We start from the raw sequence: 25,087 nt of genomic DNA on the forward strand, positions 1-25,087 counted from the left end.
GTCTGCTCGAAGCCGGCCGCGCCGCGGGCAAGAAGATCAACGCAGAGGACGGCATCCAGCGCTACAAGGGTCTGGGCGAGATGGACGCCAAGGAGCTGTGGGAGACCACGATGGATCCGTCGGTGCGTGTGCTCCGGCAGGTCACGCTCGACGATGCGGCCGCGGCCGACGAACTGTTCTCGATCCTGATGGGCGAGGACGTCGAAGCACGGCGCAGCTTTATCACCCGGAACGCCAAAGACGTTCGTTTCCTTGATGTTTGATGCCTTGATGTTTGATGACGCACACCCAGGTACCTAGGACAATTTCATGACAGACACCACGTTGCCTCCGGGCGGCGAAGCAGGCGACCGCATCGAGCCGGTCGACATCCAGCACGAGATGCAGCGCAGCTACATCGACTACGCGATGAGCGTGATCGTCGGCCGTGCGCTGCCCGAGGTGCGGGACGGCCTCAAGCCGGTGCACCGCCGCGTGCTGTACGCGATGTTCGACTCCGGTTTCCGGCCCGACCGCGGGCACGCGAAATCCGCGCGCTCCGTGGCCGAGACGATGGGCAATTACCACCCTCACGGCGACTCGTCGATCTACGACACCCTGGTCCGGATGGCCCAACCCTGGTCGCTGCGCTACCCGCTGGTCGACGGGCAGGGCAACTTCGGCTCGCCGGGCAATGACCCGCCAGCCGCGATGCGCTACTGCGTCACGGGCGATGCGATGGTCCGGCTACCGTTCGGGCAGTCGGTGCGCATCGGCGATGTCGTCGCGGGAGCTCGGTCGAACTCGGACAACGAGATCGATCTGAAGGTTCTCGACAGGCACGGGAACCCCGTGACGGCCAACGCGCTGTTCCACTCTGGCGATCACGAGACATTCACGGTTCGAACCGCAGAGGGGTTCGAGGTCACGGGCACGGCGAATCACCCGTTGCTGTGTCTGGTCGATGTGGGCGGTGTTCCCACGCTGCTGTGGAAGTTGATCGAAGAGATCCGCCCGGACGATTGCGTGGTGCTGCAACGGACCCCGCCGGTCGAGTTCGGCCCTGGTGAATGGCACGATGTCATGGAGGCGATGCTGTTGGGCGCTTTCATCAGCGAAGGCTTCGTGAGCGAGTCCCGTGCGGGTTTCAACAACCTCGATCGCGATTACTTCAACATGGTCGTCGCGGCTTACGACACCGTTGTCGGGGGCCCGCGGTACGTGTATGAGCGGCAGATCGCTTCGGGATCGAACCTCCTGGAACTCGACGTACAGGACATGGCGGCACTTGATAACAGCCGCTTGTCTGGACTGAAGGCCCAACGTTGCGCGGCCAAGAAGGTGCCCGCCTGGTTGTGGAATTCCGCGGCCGCAGTGAAGAGGGCATTTCTACAGGCCCTCTTCGAAGGCGATGGTTCCTGCTCGGCGTTGCCGCGCAACACGATCCAGATTTCGTACTCGACGCGTAGCGGGCAGTTGGCCAAAGACGTTCAGCAGATGTTGCTGGAGTTCGGTGTCATCTCACGCCGATACCTCCACGCAACGGGTGAGCACAAGGTCGTCATCACCAACCGAGCTCATGCCGAGGACTTCTGCTCAAGAATTGGCTTCGGCGGAGCCAAGCAGCGCAAGTTACAGCGCTTGCTTGCCGACCTTCCTGGTCGTGCAGCGGGTATGGACGGCGATCACGTTCCAGGCCTGGCGGCGTTCATCCGTACGAGCGCCGGGGGTCGCTGGACCGACAAGGAGTGGCTGCGCAAGCACAAGATCGATCGCCTCTCGCGGTGGCGTCGAGACGGTGAAGAGATCCTCAGTCATATCGCCGACAGCGATGTCCGTGCGATCGCCGCGGAGCTCACCGATGGTCGCTTCTACTACGCGAAGGTGGCGTCGGTAACGGACGCCGGCGTACAACCGGTGTACAGCCTGCGGGTGGACACCGACGACCATTCCTTCATCACGAATGGCTTTGTCAGTCACAACACCGAAGCGCGGCTCACTCCGCTGGCGATGGACATGCTGCGCGAAATCGACGAGGAGACAGTCGATTTCATCCCGAACTACGACGGTCGGGTGCAAGAGCCGACGGTTCTGCCGAGCCGGTTCCCGAACCTGCTGGCCAACGGCTCGGGCGGAATCGCCGTCGGCATGGCCACCAACATGCCGCCGCACAACCTGCGGGAACTCGCCGAGGCCGTCTACTGGTGCCTGGAGAACCACGAGGCCGACGAGGAAGCCACCTGCGAGGCGGTGATGGCGCGGGTCAAGGGGCCCGACTTCCCCACCTACGGCTTGATCGTCGGATCCCAGGGCATCGAGGACACCTACAAGACGGGTCGCGGGTCGATCCGGATGCGCGGCGTCGTCGAGATCGAAGAGGATTCGCGCGGCCGCACGTCGTTGGTGATCACCGAGTTGCCGTACCAGGTCAACCACGACAACTTCATCACTTCGATCGCCGAGCAGGTGCGCGACGGGAAGCTGGCCGGTATCTCCAATATCGAGGACCAGTCCAGTGATCGCGTGGGTCTGCGCATCGTCGTGGAGATCAAGCGCGATGCCGTGGCCAAGGTGGTGCTGAACAACCTCTACAAGCACACCCAGCTGCAAACCAGCTTCGGCGCCAACATGCTGGCGATCGTCGACGGGGTGCCGCGCACGCTGCGCCTCGACCAGCTGATCCGCCACTACGTCAACCACCAGTTGGATGTCATCGTCCGGCGCACCCGCTACCGGCTGCGTAAGGCCAACGAACGGGCCCACATCCTGCGCGGTCTGGTCAAGGCGCTCGACGCACTCGACGAGGTGATCGCGTTGATCCGCGCCTCCGAGACCGTCGAGATCGCCCGCAACGGCCTGATCGAGTTGCTCGACATCGACGAGATCCAGGCCCAGGCCATCCTGGACATGCAGCTGCGGCGCCTGGCCGCCCTGGAACGTCAGCGCATCGTCGACGATCTGGCCAAGATCGAGGCCGAGATCGCCGACCTCGAGGACATCCTGGCCAAGCCGGAGCGGCAGCGCGCGATCGTGCACGACGAGCTCAAGGAGATCGTCGACAAGCACGGCGACGACCGCCGCACCCGGATCGTCCCGGCCGACGGCGATGTCGCCGACGAGGATCTGATCGCGCGGGAAGACGTGGTCGTCACGATCACTGAGACCGGTTACGCCAAGCGCACGAAGACCGACCTGTACCGCAGCCAGAAGCGCGGCGGTAAGGGCGTGCAGGGTGCGGGGCTCAAGCAGGACGACATCGTCAACCACTTCTTCGTCTGCTCGACGCATGACTGGATCCTGTTCTTCACCACGCAGGGCCGGGTGTACCGGGCCAAGGCCTACGAACTGCCCGAGGCCTCGCGGACCGCACGCGGTCAGCACGTCGCCAACCTGCTGGCCTTCCAGCCCAACGAGCGGATCGCGCAGGTGATCCAGCTCAAGAGCTACGAGGACGCGCCGTACCTGGTGCTGGCCACCCGCAACGGTCTGGTCAAGAAGTCGCGGCTGGTGGACTTCGACTCCAACCGCTCCGGCGGCATCGTCGCGGTGAACCTGCGCGACGGTGACGAACTGGTCGGCGCGGTGCTGTGCTCCGCGGAGGACGACCTGCTGCTGGTCTCGGCGAACGGGCAGTCGATCCGCTTCTCGGCCACGGACGAGGCGTTGCGACCCATGGGCCGCGCGACCTCGGGCGTACAGGGCATGCGGTTCAACGGCGATGACGCGCTGCTCTCGCTGAACGTGGTGCGTCCGGACACCTACCTGTTAGTGGCCACTTCCGGCGGTTATGCCAAGCGCACCGCGATCGACGAGTATCCGGTCCAGGGCCGTGGCGGCAAGGGCGTGCTGACCATCCAGTTCGACAAGCGGCGTGGCACGCTGGTCGGTGCGCTGATCGTCGACGAGGACACCGAGCTGTACGCCATCACCTCCGGAGGTGGCGTGATCCGGACCGCCGCGCGTCAGGTTCGTAAGGCCGGGCGCCAGACCAAGGGCGTTCGCTTGATGAACCTGGGTGAGGGCGACACACTGATCGCGATCGCACGCAACGCCGAAGCCGGCGACAGCACCGACGAGGTCAACGCCGACCCGGAGGCGCCGACAAGTGAGGAGTCGTAGGTGAGCTCACCGAAGGAGCCGGGCTACCCGCGTCCGGGTGACGCGGCCAACGGGTCGGCCGCGGGTCCCGGTCAGGACGGCGGCTCCCGGGCGCCGCAGACGGCCGACGCCGGCGATCCACCTCCGTGGCAGCGGGGCCCGGCGGGCCGGGCCCGGCAACAGGCTCCTGAGGGGGCGCATCCCGACGCGCCCCGGGCCGGCACGCAGGCCGGCCTGGATGCCCGGCTCAACCGCTTCATCGCCGGCGGAGCGGCCCCGACGGGTGGCCAGGACACCGAGGCTCAGGCGCGCAATGACCGCACCGAAGTGATTCGTCCCGAGCAGGCCCCTCGTCCCGACGTGAGCCGCTCGGACCAAGCCGCCCGGCCCGAGGTCCCGCGTCCCGAGCCGAATCGGCCGGAGCCGGGTGTGCGGCCCGATCAGGGTGCCGCGTATGCCAGCGAGATCCCGGACCTGTCGGGTGGACTCCCCCGCCAGCAGCGCAGGCCGGCGGAGCGTCCGACCGAGCAGCAGCCCAAGCCGCCGGTGAAGAGCACGCCGGCACCCGGCAACCGCGCGGTACAGGCGGGCACCCGGCAGCAACACCGGGGTCCGGTGCGGGCGAGCATGCAGATCCGGCGTGTCGATCCGTGGAGCACGCTGAAGGTGTCGCTGCTGCTGTCGGTGGTGCTGTTCTTCGTCTGGATGATCGCCGTGGCGTTCCTGTACCTGGTGCTCGGCGGCATGGGCGTCTGGAGCAAGCTCAACAGCAATGTCGGTGACCTGCTCACCAGCGCCAGCGGCAGTTCCGGAGGGGAGCTGGTGTCCAGCGGCACCATCTTCGGCGGGGCCGCGCTGATCGGGCTGGTCAACATCGTGCTGATGACCGCCGCGGCGACCATCGGGGCGTTCATCTACAACCTGACGACAGATCTGGTGGGCGGCGTGGAGGTCACGCTCGCCGACCGCGACTGAGGTCACCACACCGCGGTTTGGGAGTCGGGTTGTCGGTGCGGTAATCTCGTCGCTCGGCCCGTGCGGTTGAACGGGGCTATAGCTCAGGCGGTTAGAGCGCTTCGCTGATAACGAAGAGGTCGGAGGTTCGAGTCCTCCTAGCCCCACGGAAAGGTACATGTCGATGAGGCTGGTGCTTCTGCTCGGCGCGGCCATCGCGGCGGTGGCCGCGGTGCTTGTGTGGCGGACCCAGCACAGTGCCGAGGTATGGCACACCCTGCCTGCCGCGCAGGCCGACGTACCTTGATCGACGAGGGGCCTTAGCTCAGTTGGTAGAGCGCTGCCTTTGCAAGGCAGATGTCAGGAGTTCGAATCTCCTAGGCTCCACAGACAAATCAACATCTCACGACCGGCTCAACACTCCACGACGTTGAGAGCCAGTCCCCCGCGTGAGGTCTCCTTGTACTTGTCGGCCATGTCCGCCCCGGTGTCGCGCATGGTCTTGATCGCGGTGTCGAGGCTGACATGGTGGCTGCCGTCGCCGAACATTGCCATCCGGGCCGCGGTGATCGCCTTGACCGATGCGACCGCGTTGCGCTCGATGCACGGAATCTGCACCAGTCCGCCGACCGGGTCGCACGTCAGTCCCAGGTTATGCTCGATGCCGATCTCGGCGGCGTTCTCGACCTGCGCCGGCGTGCCGCCCAGCACCGCGGCCAGACCGCCTGCCGCCATCGAGCAGGCCGAGCCGACTTCACCCTGACAGCCCACCTCGGCACCCGAGATCGAGGCGTTGGCCTTGAAGAGTTGCCCGATCGCCGCCGCGGTGAGCAGGAACTCGACCACCCCGTCCTCGTCGGCTCCCGCGACGAATCGCCAGTAATAGTGCAGGACAGCCGGAATGATGCCGGCCGCCCCGTTGGTCGGCGCCGTCACGACACGACCTCCCGCGGCGTTCTCCTCGTTGACCGCCAGCGCATACACCGTGACCCAGTCCATCGCGTACAGAGGATCGGCGGGATTGTTCTCCAGCGCCTGCGCCAGCGCCTTCGCGCGGCGGCGCACGTGCAGCCTTCCCGGCAGCGTCCCGTCCGCGGCCAACCCGTTGCCGACGCACTCGCGCATCGTCGCCCAGATGCGCAGCAGGCCCGCTCGCAAGCGGGTCCCGTTTCCGAGCGCCTGTTCGTTGGCAGCCACCAGATCGGCGATACTGCAGCGGTTTTCGTCGGCCAGCGCGACGAGCTCGGCGCCGGTGTGGAACGGGTACGGCAGCGCGACGTCGTCGTCGGAGGACGCCCGGGCGGCCTGCTCCTCGTCGACCACGAATCCCCCACCGACGGAGTAGTACACCCGCCGCGCAAGCACCGAGCCGCCGCGGTCATGGGCGGTGAAGATCATGCCGTTGCTGTGAAACTGCATGGGCTGCAACGACATGACGATGTCGGCGGTGATGTCGAACGCGATCTCGCGGGTGCCTGCGATGCGCAGTCGTTGCGCATCGGTGATCTGCCGGACCCGCTCGCGCGCCTGGCCGGGGTCCACCGTCTCGGGGTCGGCGCCCTCCAGGCCGAGCACCACCGCTCCCGGGGTTCCGTGCCCCGCGCCGGTGGCTCCCAGGGAGCCGTACAGCTCAACGCGCACCCTTGCGACGGTGTTTAGGAGCCCGGATGCGGCCAGCCCGTCGGCGAAGCGCCGGGCCGCCCGCATCGGGCCCACGGTGTGTGAACTCGACGGCCCGATGCCGACAGAGAACAAATCGAACACCGACACCGCGGCCATGAGCGGCGGCTACGGCTTGGGGGTGACCTCGACGCTGGGCGGCAGCGCCGAGGGTTCGGGTTGGGTGGAGCGCCGCACGATCGAGAACGCCACCGCTCCCCCGGCCAGCACCACGACCGCGACACCGGCCAACAGCAGCGGGCGCTTGCGGCGACGGGACTTGCGGGCCTTCTGCAGCGCCTGCGGCAACCCGGCGACGACTTCCTGGGCCGCGGCCACCTCGGCCGCCAAAGTCTCCTGCGCGGCGGCCAATTCGGCCTTCACCTGGTGTGCCACCTTGCTGCGGCGGTACCGGGCGCCGGCCCAGGCGGCCGAGTTCCGCACCGTGTCGACTCCGAGGCCCACGGCTCCCCTGGTGACGTCGACCGGGCCGACGGTCGAGTACTTCAGACCACGGCTGAGCCGCTGGCTCGGGGTCAGACGCACGCGGGTCGCAGAGCTCATGGCCTACCTCTTTCAGGCTGTCGGATGTCGCCTTCCAGACTGCCATCCCCGCCTACGGGACGGTGGCCGGTTGGCCGTCGGACCGGACGTGGCACACTGAGTTCTCGTGACGAGTCCCATTCAGACCGCGACCGCGACCCTGCACACCAACCGCGGCGATATCAAGATCGCCCTGTTCGGAAACCACGCTCCGAAGACCGTGTCCAATTTCGTCGGACTCTCCCAGGGCACCAAGGAGTACAGCACGGAGAACGCGTCCGGCGGCTCGTCGGGACCGTTCTACGACGGCGCGGTGTTCCACCGCGTCATCGACGGTTTCATGATCCAGGGCGGCGACCCGACCGGGACGGGCCGCGGCGGGCCGGGATACCAGTTCGCCGACGAGTTCCACCCGGAACTGCAGTTCGACAAGCCCTATCTGCTGGCGATGGCCAACGCCGGGCCGGGCACCAACGGTTCGCAGTTCTTCATCACGGTGACGGAGACCCCGCACCTGAACCGGCGCCACACCATCTTCGGCGAGGTCGTCGATCCGGAGTCGCGCAAGGTCGTCGACGCGATCGCCACCACGGCGACCGACCGCAGCGACCGCCCCACCGACCCGGTCGTGATCGAGTCGGTGACGATCTCCTAGACGTCGCCTGAACCGGCGCCGGGCGCATACCCGGCGGCGGTCAGCGCGTCGAGTACGTGCAGCGGGTCGGTGCCGAGATCCCACCGACTCAGCACGAGCAGCCGTCCGTCGGTGGTGTCCAGCTCGAGCAGCCGCATCTTGCGGCCGATACGCCGGAACTCGGTGATGCGGACGCGGGTGAGATCTTCCTGCGTCAGTTCTCGAGAGCCGAACCAGCCGCGGTAGATCAGAGCCCGATCGGTGATTGCCAGTTTCGGGCGTGCGCGCCACGACATGATTGCAAACACCACCAACCCGGCGGCGGCAACGCCGATCAGGAGTCGGCCCGGAGGGTCTGTGACCAGGGTCACAGCGGCGATCGCCATGAGAATCCCCAACAGACCGGCCGCCGCGATGCCTCCCGGCGAAGGACCCCACTGTGTTTGCTGCATGCGCTTCTCACACCCTCCTACCGCGCCGAACGCGGTTATCCACAAGTGCTATCCCCAATGGGGATGAATAACATCCGTGTGATCCGGTGACGCGCGGATGGCGTGCGGGAGAACGGCGGGCTTCCACAATGGATTCAATCCAGACGCGCCGAACGGTCACCGCCAGCGCATCGTGAGCAAAAGCCCGGTGATCATGAAGGCAAACGCAATGGCGTAGTTCCAGACGTTCAGGTCGGACATCCATTGCAGAAAGCTCGGCACATCCGGACCCGAGCCCGCCAGCTGGAACACGATCAACCACACCAGCCCTATCAGCATCAGGCTCACGAACAGCACCACGAACCAGGTGCTGGACGGCCCCGCCTTGACCTTGACCGGAGTCCGGCTCACCGGGTTGATGGTGAAGTCGTTCTTCTTACGGACCTTGGACTTGGGCATGCGTACCTTCGGACGATCGGCGCCGCGGCTGTCACCGGTGCCACGAACGACCGGTCAGTGCGACGATGTGTAGGGAAAGCCTAACGCAGGCTCGCAGGCCACCTCGGAAAGAGACGACACCGATGGACCACCGCCACGCTTCCGGGAGGAAGCGATCAGTGTGGCGCTACGGCGTCCCCGCCGTCTGTGCGGCCGCCGGACTGCTGCTCGGCGTGACCCACGGGGTCTCCGGCGGCGACGAGATCCGCCGCAGCGACGCCCCCCGCCTCGTGGATCTGGTTCGGGAAGCCCAGCAGTCGGTGGACCGGCGCACCGCCGACCGGGATGCGCTCGCCTCACAGATCGACAACCACCACGGCGGCTCGCCGAGCGCCGATGCGGCGCTGGCGGCGATGGTCGAGCGTGCCGATGCGCTGGCCCCCCAGTCGGCGCTGACGCCGCTGCGTGGTCCGGGACTGGTGGTCACGCTCAACGACGCGCAGCGCGACGCTCAGGGGCGTTTCCCGCGGGATGCGTCGCCGGACGACCTGGTGGTGCACCAGCAGGACATTCTCGGCGTGCTCAACGCACTGTGGAGCGCCGGAGCCGAAGGCATCCAGGTTCAGGATCAGCGCATCATCGGGACCTCGGCCCCACGGTGCGTGGGCAACACCCTGCTGCTCAACGGGCGCACCTACAGTCCGCCGTACGTCATCTCGGCGATCGGGGACGCCACGGCGATGCAGACCGCGCTTGCGGAGTCGCCGCTGGTCACCCTCTACAAGCGCTATGCGGTCCGGTTCGGGCTCGGATACACCGAGGAAGTCCGCGAGGTTGAGCTGGTCGGCCACCAGGAGTCGGTTCGCCTGCGATATGCGCTACCACTCGGCCCGCTCGGATACTGACCAGCTATAAATTCCAGATACGTAAATTTAGGCGCACTCGGCAAATCCGTGCTATATCTTTCCTGATCAACGACAAGCTGTGATCTGGGATAAGAAAGCTTATTCTCAGGCGCAGCAACCACGGAAGCCGCAGCTGCGCCTGCCTGAAGACACCACATCCGTCACCGGCGCTGGGGGCAGTAGCTAATTGCACGCGCCGGATCGGGGGATCATGGGGAAGCACAGCGCGCCGAGAAATCGCATGGCACGAGGCACACTGATCGCAGCGTTGGCGGCGCCGGCAGCGGTGTGCCTGTCCTGGACTCCGACCGGATCCGCGGCCACAGTGCTCGGGGTCGAAGGCACCGGACAGCCGAAGGGCACCACCCAGACCGCGTTCAACGGCGCGTTCTGCGAGCGGAACACCTGCACGTCGATCAACAACAACCGCACCCCGTTCGACGTCGCGCTGGGCTCCATCCAACTTCAGAACGCGGTTGCCGCCACGCAGGGCGACATCATCGTGATGGCGTACTCGCTCGGCGCGGCGTCGACCTACCACCGGCTGCGCGAGTGGGCCGAGAACCCGTTCACGGCGCCCGACCCGGCTCGCGTCACGATCGTCACGTTCGGTAATCCGGAGAACAGGTTCGGTGGCGACGACCGGAACCTGTTCTGGACCGGCCTTCCCAACGTGCAGCCCTACGCGCACCTCGAGGTGGCGATGCAATACGACAGCGTTGCCGACCGGCCTACGCGGTGGGGCTGGTTGTCATCGGTCAACGCGACCTTCGCCCGGCACCTGTCCTACTTCGACGATGTGGACATCAACGATCCCGACAACCTCGTCTACCGCGACGGCAACACCACGTACATGCTGATCAAGGCGGACGTGCTGCCGATGTTGAGGTGGCTGGACTGGTTCGTCGACGACGACACGATAGACCAGCTCGACGGTTTCCTGCGCCCGCTGATCGAGCGCGATTACGAGCGCCCGGCGTTCATCGAACAGGGCGAGGGCGCGGACTGGGGTACCGGAACCCCGCCGCCCAGCCTGGGCGGTCCCGGTGTCCGCAGCAGACCCGACGGTGCTGAGGAGCCCGAATCAGCCCGCGGCGGCTCCAAGAATTCCGACGGAGACTCCGTGGCTCCGGAGGACTCGGCGGACCCCGTGCCGGAGGAACTCAACGTCGACGAGGTGCTGGTCGAGGCCGACATCGACCCCGTCACCGTGCTCGTCGACGACGACGTCGAGTCCGCCGGCGGCCCGGCCGGCGACATCGAGGCCGAGCTTGAGTCCGCTGACCCCGAACCCGGCCTCAAAGCCGAGCCCGAGCCCGAGCCTCCTACCGACACGTCCGAGGACGACGACGGTGACACGGGCGACGGCGGCCGTGAGAGTGCCGCCGGCGCTGCCTGAGCGTCGGCGACGGCACTGTCGGTAGCCTGTGCCAATGCAGGTCTTGGTGGTCGACAACTACGACAGCTTCGTGTTCAACCTGGTCCAGTACTTGGGCCAACTCGGGGTGCACGCGCAGGTGTGGCGTAACGACGACGACCGCCTCAGCTCCGACGCCGACATCCGTCGGGCGGCCGGCGAATTCGACGGGGTGCTGCTCAGCCCCGGACCGGGTACGCCGGAGCGCGCCGGTGCCTCGATCGCGCTGGTGCATGCGTGCGCTGCCACCGGCACTCCGCTGCTGGGCGTGTGCCTTGGGCATCAGGCGATCGGGGTGGCATTCGGCGGCACCGTCGACCGGGCGCCCGAACTGCTGCACGGTAAGACCAGCACGGTGCACCACACGGATGAGGGTGTGCTGCGGGGGCTGCCGGACCCGTTCACCGCGACGCGCTACCACTCGCTGACGATTCTGCCCGAGACCATGCCGGCCGAGCTGGAGGTCACCGCCAGGACCGTCGGGGTGCAGCGGAGCGACGGGGGCGATGACGGCGGCGTCATCATGGGCGTCCGACACCGGGAGCTGCCCATCCACGGGGTGCAGTTCCACCCGGAGTCGATCCTGACCCAGGGCGGTCACCGCATGCTGGCCAACTGGCTGGGCTACTGCGGGCAAGCCCCGGCGGAGTCGCTCGTGCGCGCCCTCGAGGACGAGGTCGCCGACGCCGTGGCGGCCGCTACGACGCGAAGTTCAGCGTAATCCGGCCGCCGAAGTTCACCCCGGTGCCCGGGGGCGGGCTCTGGGACACCACCGCGTTGGTGCGCTGACCGCTGTTGGGCACGTCGGCGCCCTTGTCGAGCACCCCGGTCCATCCCAGTGCGCGCAGCCGCGGTTCGGCCTCGGTCCAGAACTGGCCGGTGAGGTCCGGCATCACGAACTGGTTGCCGCGCGAGACCTGGATCTGGATCACCGAATCCTGCGGGACGGTCTGACCGGCGCCCGGCTCGAGCCCGACCACCTGACCCGCCGATACCGTGCTGTCCACCTCGACCGGGACCGCTTTGGTGAACCCGGAGGCCGACAGCACCTGCTGACAGGTCTGGACAGTCTGGCCGACGCACTCGGGGATCAGCGCCGTGGCCGGGCCCTTGCCCACCACGATGGTGATCTCATTGGTGATCGCCGAGGTCTGATTGGCCGGCGGCACCGTGGACAGCACCCGGTCCTTCTGCTCGGGCAGCGACGTCGACGTCGTCTGCCGGAACCGTTCGAACCCGGCATCGGTGAGCCGGCGCACCGCCTCGCTGTAGCTGAGGCCGGACACGTCGGGCACCTCGCGCTGTTCCGGACCGGTCGACACGTTCAGCGTGATCTCCTCGCCGGCGTCCACCTCGGTGTTCGCGTCGGGCTCGGTGTTGATCACATGGTCCGGCGGTACCTCCGAATCAGGCTTCTGCTGGGTCCGGATCGAGAAGCCGCGGTTCTGCAGCGTCGCGATGGCATCGGCAGAGGCCTGACCGCTTACGTCCGGGACCTGGACGGCCCGGGTCTCACCGCCGAAGGTGTTGATGCCGATGGTCACCAGGACCGTCAGCACCGCGAGTACCGCCACCGCGATCAGCCAGCGGCCCAGGGATCCGCGGCGTGCGCCGTCGTCGTACTGCGCCGGAAGGTCGGGCCCGGGATCGGCCGGTTCGGCGCGGTGACGGGCGGGGCCCGCGGCCAGCAATGACGTCCGCTCGGCGTCGGTGAACACCTTCGGTGCGTCCGGTGTCTCGCCGCTGTGCACCCGCACCAGATCGGAGCGCATCTCCGCGGCCGTCTGATACCGGTTGTCGGGATTCTTGGCCAGCGCCTTGAGCACCACCGCGTCCAGTTCGGGGGAGATGCCGCTGTGCCGCTGCGACGGCGGCACCGGGTCCTCCCGGACGTGCTGATAGGCCACCGCGACCGGCGAATCCCCGACGAACGGCGGTTCGCCGGTGAGGACTTCGTACAACACGCAGCCCAGTGAGTACACATCCGAGCGGGCGTCGACCTTGACGCCGCGGGCCTGTTCGGGCGACAGGTACTGCGCGGTGCCGATCACCGCCGCGGTCTGGGTGACCGGGTTACCGGCGTCGGCCAACGCCCGGGCGATGCCGAAGTCCATCACCTTCACCGCGCCGGTCTTGCTGATCATGATGTTCGCGGGTTTGACATCGCGGTGGATGATGCCGTGCTGGTGGCTGAAGTTCAGCGCCTGGCAGGCGTCGGCGATCACCTCGATGGCTCGCTGAGGCGGCATCGGTCCGTCGCTGTGCACGATGTCGCGCAGCGTCACCCCGTCGACGTACTCCATGACGATGTAGGGCAGCGGACCGGTCGGGGTTTCGGCCTCACCGGTGTCATAGACCGCGACGATGGCGGGGTGGTTCAGCGCGGCGGCGTTCTGCGCCTCGCGCCGGAACCGCAGATAGAAGCTGGGATCGCGGGCCAGGTCGGCGCGCAACACCTTGATGGCGACGTCACGGTGTAGGCGCAGGTCACGGGCGAGGTGGACCTCGGACATACCGCCGAAGCCCAGGATCTCGCCGACTTCATAGCGGTCGGACAGGTGCTTGGGGGTCGTCATCGCAACTTCTGTTCTGGAACGTGCAGGGTCACCTGATGGGGCGGGCTGTCAACAGCCCGGGATACCCACAATCGATCCGGTTCATGATCGCCCAGCGTGGCAGGCGCGGCGCCCGGCGTCTCTGGCGGCGTCTCGGTCTGGCTGGACGGGGTCTCGGTGATGGTCGTCGGCGGTGGCCGGTCCTTGCGGTCCTGGGCGTTGAGGACGATCAGGATCGCGATGACGATCGCCAGCGTGCCGAGCACACCCGCCGCCCACAGCAGCGCCCGCTGCCCGGACGAGAAGGTGCTGCGGGCCGGCGGAGCCGAGCGGTGGTGGCTGCCGGTGGTGCGGGCGCGCGACGTCGGGGCCGGGGCACGGCCGGTGGTGTCGGCGACGGGGCGCGGCGCGATCGCCGGTGGCACCGCGGTGGGCGCGGCGCGCCCGATCGACGGTGCGGCGTTGGGCCGGGGAGGCCGTCGACCCGCGCGCACGGCCGCGACGGCGTCGGCGAACGGACCGCCCGACTTGTAGCGCATGCCGGGGTTCTTGACCAGTGTGATCTCGATGAGCTCGCGCACATTGGGCGGCAGATCGGCCGGCAGCGGGGGAGGGGTCTCCTTGATGTGCTTCATCGCGACGGTCAGCGCACCGTCACCGGTGAACGGCCGCTTACCCGAAACCGCTTCGTAGCCAACGACTCCCAGCGAGTACACGTCACTGGCCGCGGTGGCGTCGTGGCCGAGGGCCTGCTCGGGCGCGATGTACTGGGCGGTGCCCATGACCATGCCGGTCTGGGTGACCGGCGCCGCGTCGACGGCCTTCGCGATGCCGAAGTCGGTGAGCTTGACCTGCCCGGTAGGCGTGATCAGGATGTTGCCCGGCTTGACGTCGCGGTGCACCAGACCGGCGGAGTGGGCGACCTGCAGCGCTCGCCCGGTCTGCTCCAGCATGTCCAGTGCGTGACGCAGTGACAGCCGGCCGGTGCGCTTGATCACCGAGTTCAACGGCTCCCCGTTGACCAGTTCCATGACCAGGTAGGCGGTGCGGCCCTCGCCGTCGATATCGGTTTCGCCGTAGTCGTACACCCCGGCGATGCCGGGATGGTTGAGCATCGCGACCGTGCGCGCCTCGGCGCGGAACCGTTCGACGAACTCGGCGTCCGTCGAGTACTCCGCCTTGAGAACCTTGATCGCGACACGGCGGCCCAGACGTGAGTCCACGCCCTCCCAGACCTGACCCATGCCGCCGGTGGCGATGAGCCGCTGCAGCCGGTACCGGCCGGACAGCGTGACGCCGACTCTTGGGCTCATTTCTCGCCTCCGGCGAGGTGGCTCATTGGCTCGCCTCCGGCGAGGTGACTCATTGGCCCGCCTCCGGCGAGGTGGCTCATTGGCCCGCCTCCGGCGAGGTGGCTCATGAGGCCTCCCTCAGCGCCGCGGCGATCGTCGCCCGGCCGATCGGGGCGGCGAGTGCGCCGCCCGTCGCGGACAGGCGGTTGCCGCCGTTCTCGACAAGCACCGCGACCGCGACTTTGGGTGCCTGAGCGGGCGCGAAAGCGATGTACCAGGCATGCGGCGGCGTATTGCGCGGATCCGTGCCGTGCTCCGCGGTGCCGGTCTTGGATGCGATCTGCACGCCGGCGATGGCTCCCTTCTGCTGAGTCACCTGCTCGGCGGCGACCATCAAGTCCGTAAGTGTATCCGCGACCTGCTCGGTGACCGCCCGCCGCTCTTGGGTGGGGGCGGTGGTGGCGATGTTCGCCAGGTCCGGACCCCGCAGGCTTTCCACCAGGTAGGGACGCATCGTCACCCCTTTGTTCGCGACGGTCGCGGCGATCATCGCGTTCTGCAACGGCGTCAGTGCGACGTCGCGCTGCCCGATGCTGGACATCCCGAGCGCCGCGTCGTCGTCGATGGGGCCGACGGTGGATTCGGCCACCTGCAGCGGGATCGCCGGCGCATCCTCGCCGACGCCGAACGCGCCGGCGGTGCTGCGCAACTGGTCGGCGCCGGTGTCGATGCCGAGCTGGACGAACGCGGTGTTGCAGGAGTTGGCGAACGCGTTCCGCAGTGAGGTGGTCGGGCCCGCGCCGCAGGGCGTGCCGCCGAAATTCTCCAGCGTCGCCGTGCTGTCCGGCAGCGGGATCTGCGGGGCCGCGGTCAGCTGCGTGTCCGGGGTGGCGCCGGCCTGCAGTGCTGCGGCGGTGGTGATCACCTTGAACGTCGACCCAGGCGGGTAGGTCTCGGCGATCGCACGGTTGAGCAGCGGTGACTGCGGGTCGTCACGCAGCTGCTGCCACGTCTCGGCCTGTTCGGCGACGTCGTGGGTGGCCAGCAGGTTCGGGTCATACGACGGCGCCGAGACCAGTGCCAGGATCTTGCCGGTCGACGGCTCCAACGCCACCACCGAGCCGGTGCACGGTCCGTCGCAGCCCTTCTCCATCGCGTCCCAGGCGGCCTGCTGCACCTGCGGATTGATGGTGGTGGACACATTGCCGCCGCGGGGGTCGCGGCCGGTGAAGAAGTCGGCCAGACGCCGCCCGAACAGCCGCTCGTCGGAACCGTTGAGCACGCTGTCCTCGGCACGTTCCAGCCCGGTGCTGGAGTAGCTCAGCGAGTAGAAACCGGTGACAGGGGCGTAGGTCATCGGGTTGGGGTAGACGCGCAGGAACCGGAACCGGCCTTCGGTCGACACCGAGTAGGCGAGCAGCTGCCCGCCCGCGGTGATCTGGCCGCGCTGGCGGGAGTACTCGTCGAGCAACACCCGCTGGTTGCGCGGATCGGCGCGCAGACCGTCGGCGGTGAACACCTGGGTCAGGGTGGCGTTGGCGAGCAGCAGCACGACCAGACCCATGATCATGACGGAGATGCGGCGCAGCGAGGTGTTCATACTTTCTGGATCACCTCGGTGCTGGCTGCCGCGATGTTGCCCGGCGGCAGCGGCCTGGCGCCGATCGGGCGCCGGGCGGTGTGCGAGATGCAGACCAGGATGGCCAGCAGCAGATAGTTGGCCACCAGCGACGAGCCGCCGTAGGACATCCACGGTGTGGTCAGGCCGGTCAGCGGGATCAGCTTGGTGACGCCGCCGACGACGATGAACAGCTGGATCGCCAGGGTGGCGGCCAGGCCGGCGGCGAGCAGCTTGCCGAAGCTGTCACGCACCGCGATGGCGGTGCGCAGCCCGCGGACGATCACGATGGTGTAGAGCATCAGCACAGCTGAAAGGCCGACCAGCCCAAGCTCTTCGCCGATCGCGGCGATGATGAAGTCGGTGGACGCGGCCGGTACCGTCCCCGGCTGGCCGTTACCCAGCCCGGTGCCGAAGATGCCGCCGGTGGCGAAGCTGAACAGCGACTGCACCATCTGGTAGCCGGCGCCGTCGGGGTCGGCGAACGGGTCGCGCCAGGTCTGCACCCGTACCCGGACGTGGTCGAAAGCGTAGTAGGCGACCACACTTCCGGCGGCGAACAGCGCCAACCCGAGCACCACCCAGCTGAACCGCTCGGTCGCGATGTAGACCATCACCAGGAACGACGCGTACAGCAGCAGCGAGGTCCCGAGGTCCTTCTCGAAGATCATCACGCCGATCGAGGCGATCCACGCCGCCAGCAGCGGGGCCAGGTCGCGGGGCCGAGGCAGATCCATGCCCAGGACATGCTTTCCGGCACTGGTGAACAGGTCGCGCTTGGACACCAGCACTGAGGCGAAGAAGATCAGCAGCAGGATCTTGGAGAACTCGGCGGGCTGAATCGAGAAGCCCTCGAACTGAATCCAGATCTTGGCGCCATTCTGTTCGGACATCGAGCGGGGGAGCACCGCCGGAATGGCCAGCAGCACAAGGCCGGTCAGCCCGCACACGTAGCCGTACCGGGACAGCATGCGGTGATCGCGCAGGAAGATCACGACAGCGGAGAAGCCGAGCACCCCGGCCAGCGTCCACAGCATCTGCTGGTTGGCGGTGCCGCCCAGCCCCTGGGCGGTGGTTTCGCCCTCGGCGAGGTCGAGCCGGTGAATCATGACCAGCCCCAAGCCGTTCAGCAGTGCGACCACCGGAAGCAGCAGCGGGTCGGCGTACGGGGCGAAGCGGCGCACGGCCAGGTGAGCGCCGGTGAACAGCGCCAGATAGGCCACCGTGTACTGGGCCAGGTCCCAGCGCAGCCCCTGCTCCTGGTTCGCCTCGACGAGCAGCAGCGCGATCGTGGTGATCAGCGCGGCGAACGCGAGCAGGAACAGCTCGGCGTTGCGGCGGTTCGGCAGCGCAGGCGTCACCGCGACGGCGGGCTGCGGCTGGGTCGTCATGAGATTTCCCGGCAGTTCGTTCCCGGTTCAGGCGGTGGCGGCGGCAGTGCGGTCACCGTCGGCAACGGGGCCGAGGGTGACGGCGACGGCGGCGCGGGAGACGGCGACGGCGGCGCGGGAGACGGCGTCGCCGGCGCCGGAGCGGAACCGGTGACCGTGCGCGGTGTTTCGGGTGCTGGGCTGGTGCGGGGTGCGGGGCTGGTGGTCTGCGGCGCGCCGGAGGTCGGCGACGGTCCCGAGGTCGGGGCGGCTCGCGGCGACGGGGCCGGCGGCCGGGTGGTCGGCGCCGGGGGAGCGCACACCGGCAACACGGAACTGCGGGACAGCTCCTCGATCTGGCGGATGGCTTCGTCGAGCGATCCCGACGGCAGTCCGGCGATCACCTGCGCGCGTTCGGAGGGCCGCATGTCGTCGACGCCGAGCAGTCGGCAGTCCAGGTTGTCGCGGGATTGGTCGGCGCTGATGAGGGAAAGTTCGTTGCGGGCGTTCAGGCATCCCAGGAGGTAGGGCTCCTGGAGGGAGTAGCCGAGAAAGGAGCCCTGAACACCCCGCATGATGGAGACGGTGCCCGCGTTCTCGCTGACGTAGTAGTTGTTGCGCACGATCTCGCGTGCGACGGCGAGGCCGGCCAGGACCACGAGAATCAGCACCGCCGCGGCGATGAACATGCGGCGCCTGGAGCGGGGACGCGGCGGCGGTTCTTCCGGCTGCGGCACAACGCGTTTGGCTTCATTGCGTTTTGGATTGAACGCCGACGCGCGGCCCGCGGCGGTGTTCGGAGGCGCGCTCTGGTCGTCGTCGCCGGACACCGCGCCCGCCAGGATGGGCTGGGTCTGGCCGTAGTCATAGTCGACGACGTCGGCGACCACCACGGTCACGTTGTCGGGTCCGCCGCCGCGCAGCGCCAATTCGATGAGGCGATCCGCACTTTCGGCGACGTCCTCGATCTGCAGAGCCTCGGCGATGGTGTCGTGGCTGACCGGATCCGACAGGCCGTCCGAGCACAGCAGGTACCGGTCGCCGGCGCGCGCCTCGCGCATGATCAGCGTCGGCTCGACCTCGTGGCCCGTCAGCGCCCGCATGATCAGGGACCGCTGCGGGTGGCTGTGCGCCTCCTCGGCGGTGATCCGGCCCTCGTCCACCAGGGTCTGGACGAAGGTGTCGTCCTTGGTGATCTGGGTCAGCTCACCGTCGCGCAGCAGGTATCCCCGCGAGTCGCCGATGTGCACAAGACCAAGCCGGTTGCCCGCGAACAGGATTGCGGTGAGCGTGGTGCCCATGCCCTCGAGTTCGGGATCGGCCTCGACGTGCGCGGCGATCGCCGAGTTGCCTTCGCGCACCGCGGCATCGAGCTTGCTGAGCAGATCGCCGCCGGGTTCGTCGTCGTCAAGGTGAGCGAGCGCGGCGATCACCAGTTGGGAGGCCACCTCGCCGGCGGCGTGGCCGCCCATGCCGTCGGCCAGCGCGAGCAGGCGCGCACCGGCGTAGACCGAGTCTTCGTTGTTGGCGCGCACCAACCCCCGGTCGCTGCGGGCCGCGTATCGAAGGACGAGCGTCACGGGCGCAGCTCGATCACCGTCTTGCCGATTCGCACCGGTGTGCCCATCGGAACTCGTACCGCTGTCGTCACCTTCGCCCTGTCGAGGTATGTACCGTTTGTTGATCCTAGGTCCTCTACATACCATTCCGGACCGCGTGGCGAGAGCCTGGCGTGGCGGGTCGAGGCGTAATCGTCGGTGAGCACAAGCGTCGAGTCATCGGCACGACCGATCAGCACCGGCTGCGTGCCCAGCGGAATGCGGGTGCCGGCCAGCGCTCCCTCGGTCACCACCAGCTGCCGGGGCACATGCCTACGGGTGCGGTTGGGAAGCAGCGAACCCCGCAGCGGAAGCCCGCGCCGCACCATCACCGCACCGGTCGGGGCGTAGATGTCGGTGCGCAGGATGCGCAGCACCGACCAGATGAACAGCCACAGCAGTAGAAGGAAGCCGACACGGGTCAGCTGCAGTACCAGGCCCTGCATCTGACGTCCTCTCCGTCTCCGCCCTATCGGCACCGCCACCATACGTGGGCGTCGATCGGCGTGAGCACCACGCGACCGCGTCCCCCGAGCGGCTTGACCTCAGTGGACGCGGACGATGATCTCGGAGTGGCCGAGCCGGATGACGTCGCCGTCGGCCAGCTGCCACTCCTGGACCGGTGCGTTGTTCACCGTGGTGCCGTTGGTGGAGTTGAGGTCCGACAATAGCGCGACCTGACCGTCCCAGCGGATCTCCAGGTGACGGCGCGACACGCCCGTGTCGGGCAGCCGGAACTGGGCGTCCTGGCCACGACCGATCACATTGGCGCCTTCACGCAGCTGGTAGGTGCGCCCGCTGCCGTCGTCGAGCTGCAGCGTGACGGTCGCACCGGCGGCCGGGTAGTCGCCCTGGGCGCCGTATCCGCCGTAGCCGCCGGCCTGCCCGTAACCCTGGTCGCCGTAGCCGGCGGGCTCACCGTAGCCCTGGTCGGCGTAACCGGCCGGGGCCTCGCCGTAGCGACCGTAATCGGGCTGCCCGTAATCCTGGCCGCCATAGGACTGCTGACCGCCGCCGTAACCGCCCTGATCGGGGTAGCCACCCTGATCGGGGTAGGACGGCCGGCTCTGCGGGCCGTACCCGCCGTCATCGGGGCGACGGCCGTAGTTGTAGTCACCCGACGGCGGCGGTCCGTAGCCGGGCTGGCCACCGGGGGGCGGGCCGTATCCGGGAGGTGCCTGCCGGTAGCCCTGATCCGGGTAGCCCGGGGGCGGGCCGTAACCGGACGGCGGACGCTGCTCATAGGACTGCGGAGGGTAGCCGCCCTGCTCCGCGTAGCCACCTTGATCCGGGTACCCACCGTGCTCGGGGTAGCCACCGCGGGGCGGGTAGCCCTGATCCTGGGCCGGGTAGCCGCCCTGCTCCGGGTAGCCGGGGGCCTGGTCGCCCTGGGCGTGGCCGCCGCGCTGCTCGTCCGGACGGTTGTAGCGGTCGTCTTCGGGACGGTTCTCGGGACGGTTGTAGTAGTCGTCCGCGGGCCGACCCGGTCCTTGGCCGCCGCGGTAAGTCGGGTTGTCGGTCATCGGTGGTACTCCTGGTTCTGCCTGGGACGTGACGTCTCGTGGGGGTGGAGCGGGTTCGACTGTGGTCGCGTCTGGATTGACCGCGGCACGCGCGCGAAACTGTCCGGTGTGCAGGTTGGGTGACTGCTCGAATCTGACGACCACATCACCATACGTTTGCCATCCCTGCTCATGGATGTATCCCTCCAAGTGCTTGGCGAACGTGGTCGCGGTGATGTCCGGATCGGCACTCACCTCTCGGTAGTCAGGCACACTGAGGGTAATGACGTAATCGTTCGGGGCCAAAATACGTCCACCATGCAGTTCGCGGGCGCCGGCGTCGGCCTCCCGGCGCAGCAGCGACTCCACTTCCTGCGGAACGATCGATCCGCCGAAGACCCGGGCAAAGGCATCACCGACCTTGTCCTCGAGCTTGCGCTCGAAGCGGCCGACCAACCCCATCTCCCCGCTCGCCTCCCTTGCCGTGATGCGCTGGTATTACCCGCGCAGTGACGCCGCCAGCGTGTCGGCTGGTGGCGATGCCTGCATGCATGGTAAGCGCCATCTGGGGCGATGCGTGACCAACAGAACTGTGAGAATCGCATCGGCGCAGGTCACAGTTTCGCTACGGCCCGTTTTGGAGTTCACGGGGGTGGCCCAGTACGGTTGGTAGGCCGGGACGCCTGCGTGATAGGCTCCCTCGGTCATTCGGGCGAGTGGCGGAATGGCAGACGCGCTGGCTTCAGGTGCCAGTGTCCTTCGGGACGTGGGGGTTCAAGTCCCCCTTCGCCCACCACGCGACAGAGGTCACGGACTCCACGGAGTGCGTGACCTCTTTCGTTTGACTGCAGCTCCTAGGTGGCATGTGCTCGCCGGGGTCCAAATGACGCCTTCCAAAACGGAGTCGTCCAGCGCGTCGAGGTCCGGCACCCCCAGGACGCCGACCACGGAGGGCGCCGGCGGAGGCCACCGCTGTGAAGCAGCTCGCCCACATCGGCGCACACGAGACCCGATTGAATCATCTTCGGCACAGCGTCTTTGAGGAGCAAGGTCACCAAGTGGCCCAAGCTCGGGGGCGGCCGGGTCCGCAATGGCGCTCACGCTGATCGAAGCCGCTGAGGGCGTCGCCGCGTGACTGCGTCGCACCGGTTCGCACCGGTCCGGGTCAGTGCCAGCACTCGAAGGGCGACGTATTCGGGTTTCAACGGGGTCTCGTGTGGCGTTGCGATGAGTTCGTCCCTGCGGTGCAGTCTGAGCTGCATGGGCAAACTCATCTATGGCTTCAACGTGTCGGTGGACGGGTACATCGCCGACGCACAGGGCAACATCGACTGGAGCGATCCGAGCGAAGAACTGCACCAGTATTGGAACGATTTCGAGCGGGAGACCGCCCTGTCGTTCTACGGCCGGCGGCTCTACGAACTGATGTCCGCGTACTGGCCGACCGCCGACGAAGCCCCGGATGCCACCCCATTGATCGTTGACTACGCCCGCGTCTGGCGTGACATGCCCAAAGTCGTCTTCTCGCGCACCCTGGAATCCGTCGACTGGAACTCCCGCCTGGAACGCGGCGACCCAGTCGAGGTGGTGACGAGGCTGAAGGCCGAAACCGACGGCAACCTGGAGGTGGCCGGCGCGACGCTGGCCGCACCGATCGTGCAGGCCGGACTGGTCGACGAGTACCGGCTCGTGGTCGCACCCACTGCGGTGGGCGGGGGTACCCCGTTCTTCCCGACCTTGCCGTCGTGGATCTCGTTGCGCCTCTTGGAGAACCGCACTTTTCCGGGCGGCACGGTCCTGCTGCGCTACGAGGCGAATCGCGACTGATCGGGTACCGGCCGTCAGACGAGCCGCGGGTGGCGCCCCACTTCCCGGCGTGAACCGCCGGTGAGTGTCGGTTATTGCGCCGCCCCCGCGGTGGTGCTGAAGACCGGCCAGCAGATCTCGGTGGCGGTGAACCTCGCCGGATCTTCGTGCGTGCCGCCGAGGTAGTGCTCGCGGATGGGTCCCGGGCTGCTGATCAGATGCTCGTTGACGTAGATGCCTAGGGCTGCGTAGCTACGGTCGATGCCGTCGTGACCGCCCGGGTGGGTGAGCACCGCGAATTCGGCTCTGGGTAGGACCTCGGCGCGGACGCCCTCCGGGGGATTGGCAGACGGGGGTGCTTCGACGAACATGGTTGCGCTACCGCGCTGTTCGAGGAACAGCGCCCGGTCGTAGAGGCCGCCGGGTACTACAGCGGTTTGTGTGCCTGTGGCCATGGAGACGGCCTGGTGCAGTGTGGTCAGCGACGCGCCGAACCAGTCGTCGATCTCTGAGGTGTCGATGATCGCGCCGACCGACCACACGGCAAGCCCCGGTTCGCGACGCAACGTGACGTCGGTGGGCGTGCGCACTGGGGAGAGCAACTCGCGAAGCGCGCCAACGGCGTCACGGGTCTGCTGCAGTTGTGCCTCCATGTGCTCGAGATGGGTGGTGATGATGTCGGTGCGGGCCCCGGCGTCGTCGGTGCTCAGCAGCGCCTTGATGTCGGGGATGGACATGCCCAATGACCGGAACCGGCGGATGATGTGCGCGTGATCGACCTGGCTGGTGTCGTAGAACCGGTAGCCGGTGTAGGGGTCGATGTGTGCGGGTTCGAGAATGCCGATGTCGTGGTAGTGACCTAACGCCTTTCTGCTCAGACTGGTCATCACCGCGAAGTCACCGATCGAGACCTGTGCGCCCATGGCGTCCTCCTCCGCGTCGCCCTCGCCTACGTCGAACGAGGCCATCCTGAAGCCTCCCCCTGGGTCAAGGTCAACGTCGCGGCCAAGCTCGCAACATCGGGTTGACCTTCCCCTTGCGGGAAGCTCCATCGTGGGGCTATGACCACAACAGAATGGGAAGCACTCCCGGATACTGTCAAAACGTTCATGACTGCGCTCGATACCCGTGAGGTGGATCAAGTGCTGGCCACACTCACCACCGATGCCGTGGTGACCGACGAAGGCCACGACTACAGGGGGCATGACGAGATCGGGACCTGGGTGGCCACCGCGGCCGCCGAGTACACCTACACCACCGAGATCACCAGCGCGACAGTGCTTGAACGGCAGACCGGTACGACTGCCGAGGTCGGGCAGCACCTCACGGGCAACTTCCCGGGCGGGGTCGCCGACCTGCACTACCGCTTCACCCTCGACGGCATTGTCATCAGCCGGGTGGTGATCGAGCCATGACGCGACGTTGGTTCATCACCGGCGGCACCCCCGGTAACTTCGGAATGGCGTTCGCCGAGGCAGCACTCGAGACCGGCGACCGCGTGGTACTTACCTCCCGGCGTCCGCAGGAGCTGGCGACGTGGGCCGAACAGTACGGCGACCGCGTTCTCGTCGTCCCACTGGAACTCACCGATGCAACGCAGATCCAGCGTGCGATGCGTGCCGCCGAGGATCGCTTCGGCGGCATCGATGTGCTGGTGAACAACGCCGGACGCGGTTGGTTCGGATCGATCGAGGGGATGGACGAATCCGCGGTGCGGTCGATGTTCGAGCTGAACTTCTTCGCCGTGCTGTCCGTGACCCGCGCAGTGCTGCCGGGGATGCGTGCCCGCGGCAACGGGTTGATCGTCAATGTCTCCTCGGTGGCCGGGCTGGTCCCCGCCACCGGGTTCGGCTACTACAGCGCGACCAAGTTCGCCATCGAAGCGATCACCGACGCGCTGCACGACGAGGTCGCTCCATTCGGCATCTCCGTATTGACCGTCGAACCGGGAGCGTTTCGCACCAACGCCTACACGGGATTCGCCGACGAACCCGTCGACGAGCCGATCCCGGACTACCACAACATGCTCGAAGAGGTCCGCGCCGTCTTCGTCGGGATGGACGGTGTGCAACCCGGCGATCCGCGCCGTGGTGCCCGTGCAGTAATCGCAGCGATGGCCCAGGACTCACCGCCCCGTCGGCTCGTCCTGGGCAACAGCGGATACGACGCCGTGATCGATACGCTGGAGGAAAAACTGGCCGACATCCGGGCGAACGAAACACTCTCTCGTAGCGCCGATTTCCCTACCTGACGGGCCTCAAGGCGCTTTGGCGGGCGTGAGTTGTCAG

At 67.5% G+C, this 25,087-nt stretch carries 22 protein-coding genes, 3 tRNA genes and 1 pseudogene; 14 read left to right on the top strand and 12 right to left on the bottom strand.

Going from position 1 to position 25,087, the window contains the following annotated elements:
- The 6 genes and pseudogenes from ACXMYJ_RS17090 to ACXMYJ_RS17115 all read left to right on the top strand — a co-directional run.
- Window positions 1-263 (top strand): annotated as a pseudogene (locus ACXMYJ_RS17090) (DNA topoisomerase IV subunit B); the annotation flags it as partial.
- A 46-nt stretch (window positions 264-309) separates the two neighbouring features.
- The gene (gene gyrA, locus ACXMYJ_RS17095; RefSeq protein ID WP_460357849.1) at window positions 310-4,098 is read left to right on the top strand and encodes an intein-containing DNA gyrase subunit A; all 3,789 of its coding nucleotides are present in this window, start codon (window positions 310-312) and stop codon (window positions 4,096-4,098) included.
- Window positions 4,099-5,052: a DUF3566 domain-containing protein gene (locus tag ACXMYJ_RS17100; RefSeq protein ID WP_460357852.1), complete on the top strand. Its 954-nt coding sequence runs from the start codon at window positions 4,099-4,101 to the stop codon at window positions 5,050-5,052.
- 72 nt (window positions 5,053-5,124) lie between these two features.
- Window positions 5,125-5,198 (top strand) — tRNA-Ile (locus ACXMYJ_RS17105).
- Between the two features lie 17 nt (window positions 5,199-5,215).
- Complete coding sequence (locus ACXMYJ_RS17110; RefSeq protein WP_443189232.1) at window positions 5,216-5,338, top strand: hypothetical protein; 123 nt, start codon at window positions 5,216-5,218, stop codon at window positions 5,336-5,338.
- Between the two features lie 7 nt (window positions 5,339-5,345).
- Window positions 5,346-5,418, top strand: a tRNA-Ala gene (locus ACXMYJ_RS17115).
- Between the two features lie 27 nt (window positions 5,419-5,445).
- Here ACXMYJ_RS17115 and ACXMYJ_RS17120 read toward each other — a convergent pair.
- Both ACXMYJ_RS17120 and cwsA read right to left on the bottom strand, forming a co-directional pair.
- Entirely contained in the window at window positions 5,446-6,810 is a 1,365-nt protein-coding gene (locus tag ACXMYJ_RS17120) for an L-serine ammonia-lyase (protein ID WP_460357854.1), read from the bottom strand.
- A 9-nt stretch (window positions 6,811-6,819) separates the two neighbouring features.
- Window positions 6,820-7,254, bottom strand: a complete 435-nt coding sequence (cwsA, locus tag ACXMYJ_RS17125; RefSeq protein ID WP_443189279.1) for a cell wall synthesis protein CwsA — start codon at window positions 7,252-7,254, stop codon at window positions 6,820-6,822.
- 106 nt (window positions 7,255-7,360) lie between these two features.
- Between cwsA and ACXMYJ_RS17130 the strand changes: the two genes are divergently transcribed.
- A complete protein-coding gene (locus ACXMYJ_RS17130) occupies window positions 7,361-7,888 on the top strand; it encodes a peptidylprolyl isomerase (RefSeq protein ID WP_260756134.1) in 528 nt (175 codons plus the stop codon).
- On the opposite strand, the gene ACXMYJ_RS17135 is transcribed toward ACXMYJ_RS17130, so the two are convergent.
- Together ACXMYJ_RS17135 and crgA are read right to left on the bottom strand one after the other, a co-directional pair.
- Complete coding sequence (locus ACXMYJ_RS17135; RefSeq protein WP_443189278.1) at window positions 7,885-8,319, bottom strand: PH domain-containing protein; 435 nt, start codon at window positions 8,317-8,319, stop codon at window positions 7,885-7,887. The genes ACXMYJ_RS17130 and ACXMYJ_RS17135 overlap by 4 nt on opposite strands.
- A gap of 156 nt (window positions 8,320-8,475) precedes the next feature.
- The gene (crgA, locus tag ACXMYJ_RS17140) at window positions 8,476-8,757 is read right to left on the bottom strand and encodes a cell division protein CrgA (protein WP_260756136.1); all 282 of its coding nucleotides are present in this window, start codon (window positions 8,755-8,757) and stop codon (window positions 8,476-8,478) included.
- Between the two features lie 122 nt (window positions 8,758-8,879).
- Here crgA and ACXMYJ_RS17145 point away from each other — a divergent pair, with 122 nt between their 5' ends.
- The 3 genes from ACXMYJ_RS17145 (at window position 8,880) to ACXMYJ_RS17155 (ending at window position 11,779) form a co-directional block, all read left to right on the top strand.
- On the top strand, window positions 8,880-9,641 hold the full coding sequence (locus tag ACXMYJ_RS17145) for a DUF881 domain-containing protein (protein WP_443189277.1): 762 nt from the start codon (window positions 8,880-8,882) through the stop codon (window positions 9,639-9,641).
- A gap of 241 nt (window positions 9,642-9,882) precedes the next feature.
- On the top strand, window positions 9,883-11,040 hold the full coding sequence (locus ACXMYJ_RS17150) for a PE-PPE domain-containing protein (RefSeq protein WP_460357860.1): 1,158 nt from the start codon (window positions 9,883-9,885) through the stop codon (window positions 11,038-11,040).
- Between the two features lie 34 nt (window positions 11,041-11,074).
- Window positions 11,075-11,779 carry an aminodeoxychorismate/anthranilate synthase component II gene (locus ACXMYJ_RS17155; RefSeq protein WP_460357862.1) on the top strand — a complete coding sequence of 235 codons (705 nt, stop codon included), beginning with the start codon at window positions 11,075-11,077 and terminating at the stop codon, window positions 11,777-11,779.
- On the opposite strand, the gene pknB is transcribed toward ACXMYJ_RS17155, so the two are convergent.
- From pknB to ACXMYJ_RS17190, 7 genes are all read right to left on the bottom strand, one after another.
- A complete protein-coding gene (gene pknB, locus ACXMYJ_RS17160) occupies window positions 11,757-13,634 on the bottom strand; it encodes a Stk1 family PASTA domain-containing Ser/Thr kinase (protein WP_460357864.1) in 1,878 nt (625 codons plus the stop codon). The genes ACXMYJ_RS17155 and pknB overlap by 23 nt on opposite strands.
- Complete coding sequence (locus tag ACXMYJ_RS17165; RefSeq protein WP_260756141.1) at window positions 13,631-14,926, bottom strand: protein kinase domain-containing protein; 1,296 nt, start codon at window positions 14,924-14,926, stop codon at window positions 13,631-13,633. The genes pknB and ACXMYJ_RS17165 overlap by 4 nt, the downstream gene beginning before the upstream one ends.
- A 103-nt stretch (window positions 14,927-15,029) precedes the next feature.
- Window positions 15,030-16,505: a D,D-transpeptidase PbpA gene (pbpA, locus tag ACXMYJ_RS17170; protein ID WP_260756142.1), complete on the bottom strand. Its 1,476-nt coding sequence runs from the start codon at window positions 16,503-16,505 to the stop codon at window positions 15,030-15,032.
- Window positions 16,502-17,914 (bottom strand): FtsW/RodA/SpoVE family cell cycle protein, encoded by a 1,413-nt coding sequence (locus ACXMYJ_RS17175; protein WP_260756143.1) that lies wholly within the window; start codon window positions 17,912-17,914, stop codon window positions 16,502-16,504. The genes pbpA and ACXMYJ_RS17175 overlap by 4 nt, the downstream gene beginning before the upstream one ends.
- A complete protein-coding gene (locus ACXMYJ_RS17180) occupies window positions 17,911-19,473 on the bottom strand; it encodes a PP2C family protein-serine/threonine phosphatase (RefSeq protein WP_460357868.1) in 1,563 nt (520 codons plus the stop codon). Before ACXMYJ_RS17180 ends, ACXMYJ_RS17175 begins: the two co-directional genes overlap by 4 nt.
- Entirely contained in the window at window positions 19,470-19,937 is a 468-nt protein-coding gene (locus ACXMYJ_RS17185; RefSeq protein WP_260756145.1) for an FHA domain-containing protein FhaB/FipA, read from the bottom strand. Before ACXMYJ_RS17185 ends, ACXMYJ_RS17180 begins: the two co-directional genes overlap by 4 nt.
- Window positions 19,938-20,036: 99 nt before the next feature.
- On the bottom strand, window positions 20,037-21,455 hold the full coding sequence (locus ACXMYJ_RS17190; protein WP_460357871.1) for a DUF3662 and FHA domain-containing protein: 1,419 nt from the start codon (window positions 21,453-21,455) through the stop codon (window positions 20,037-20,039).
- Window positions 21,456-21,703: 248 nt separating this feature from the next.
- On the opposite strand from ACXMYJ_RS17190, the gene ACXMYJ_RS17195 reads away from it, so the two are divergent.
- Both ACXMYJ_RS17195 and ACXMYJ_RS17200 read left to right on the top strand, forming a co-directional pair.
- Window positions 21,704-21,789 (top strand) — tRNA-Leu (locus ACXMYJ_RS17195).
- Between the two features lie 464 nt (window positions 21,790-22,253).
- Entirely contained in the window at window positions 22,254-22,820 is a 567-nt protein-coding gene (locus ACXMYJ_RS17200) for a dihydrofolate reductase family protein (protein ID WP_460357874.1), read from the top strand.
- Window positions 22,821-22,891: 71 nt separating this feature from the next.
- Here ACXMYJ_RS17200 and ACXMYJ_RS17205 read toward each other — a convergent pair whose 3' ends face one another.
- Complete coding sequence (locus tag ACXMYJ_RS17205) at window positions 22,892-23,722, bottom strand: MerR family transcriptional regulator (RefSeq protein ID WP_460357978.1); 831 nt, start codon at window positions 23,720-23,722, stop codon at window positions 22,892-22,894.
- 138 nt (window positions 23,723-23,860) lie between these two features.
- Between ACXMYJ_RS17205 and ACXMYJ_RS17210 the strand changes: the two genes are divergently transcribed.
- Window positions 23,861-24,214 carry a nuclear transport factor 2 family protein gene (locus ACXMYJ_RS17210; RefSeq protein WP_460357877.1) on the top strand — a complete coding sequence of 118 codons (354 nt, stop codon included), beginning with the start codon at window positions 23,861-23,863 and terminating at the stop codon, window positions 24,212-24,214.
- Window positions 24,211-25,050, top strand: a complete 840-nt coding sequence (locus ACXMYJ_RS17215; RefSeq protein WP_460357879.1) for an SDR family NAD(P)-dependent oxidoreductase — start codon at window positions 24,211-24,213, stop codon at window positions 25,048-25,050. The genes ACXMYJ_RS17210 and ACXMYJ_RS17215 overlap by 4 nt, the downstream gene beginning before the upstream one ends.
- Window positions 25,051-25,087: the final 37 nt, after the last annotated feature.

This window comes from Mycobacterium sp. ZZG, assembly GCF_054786995.1.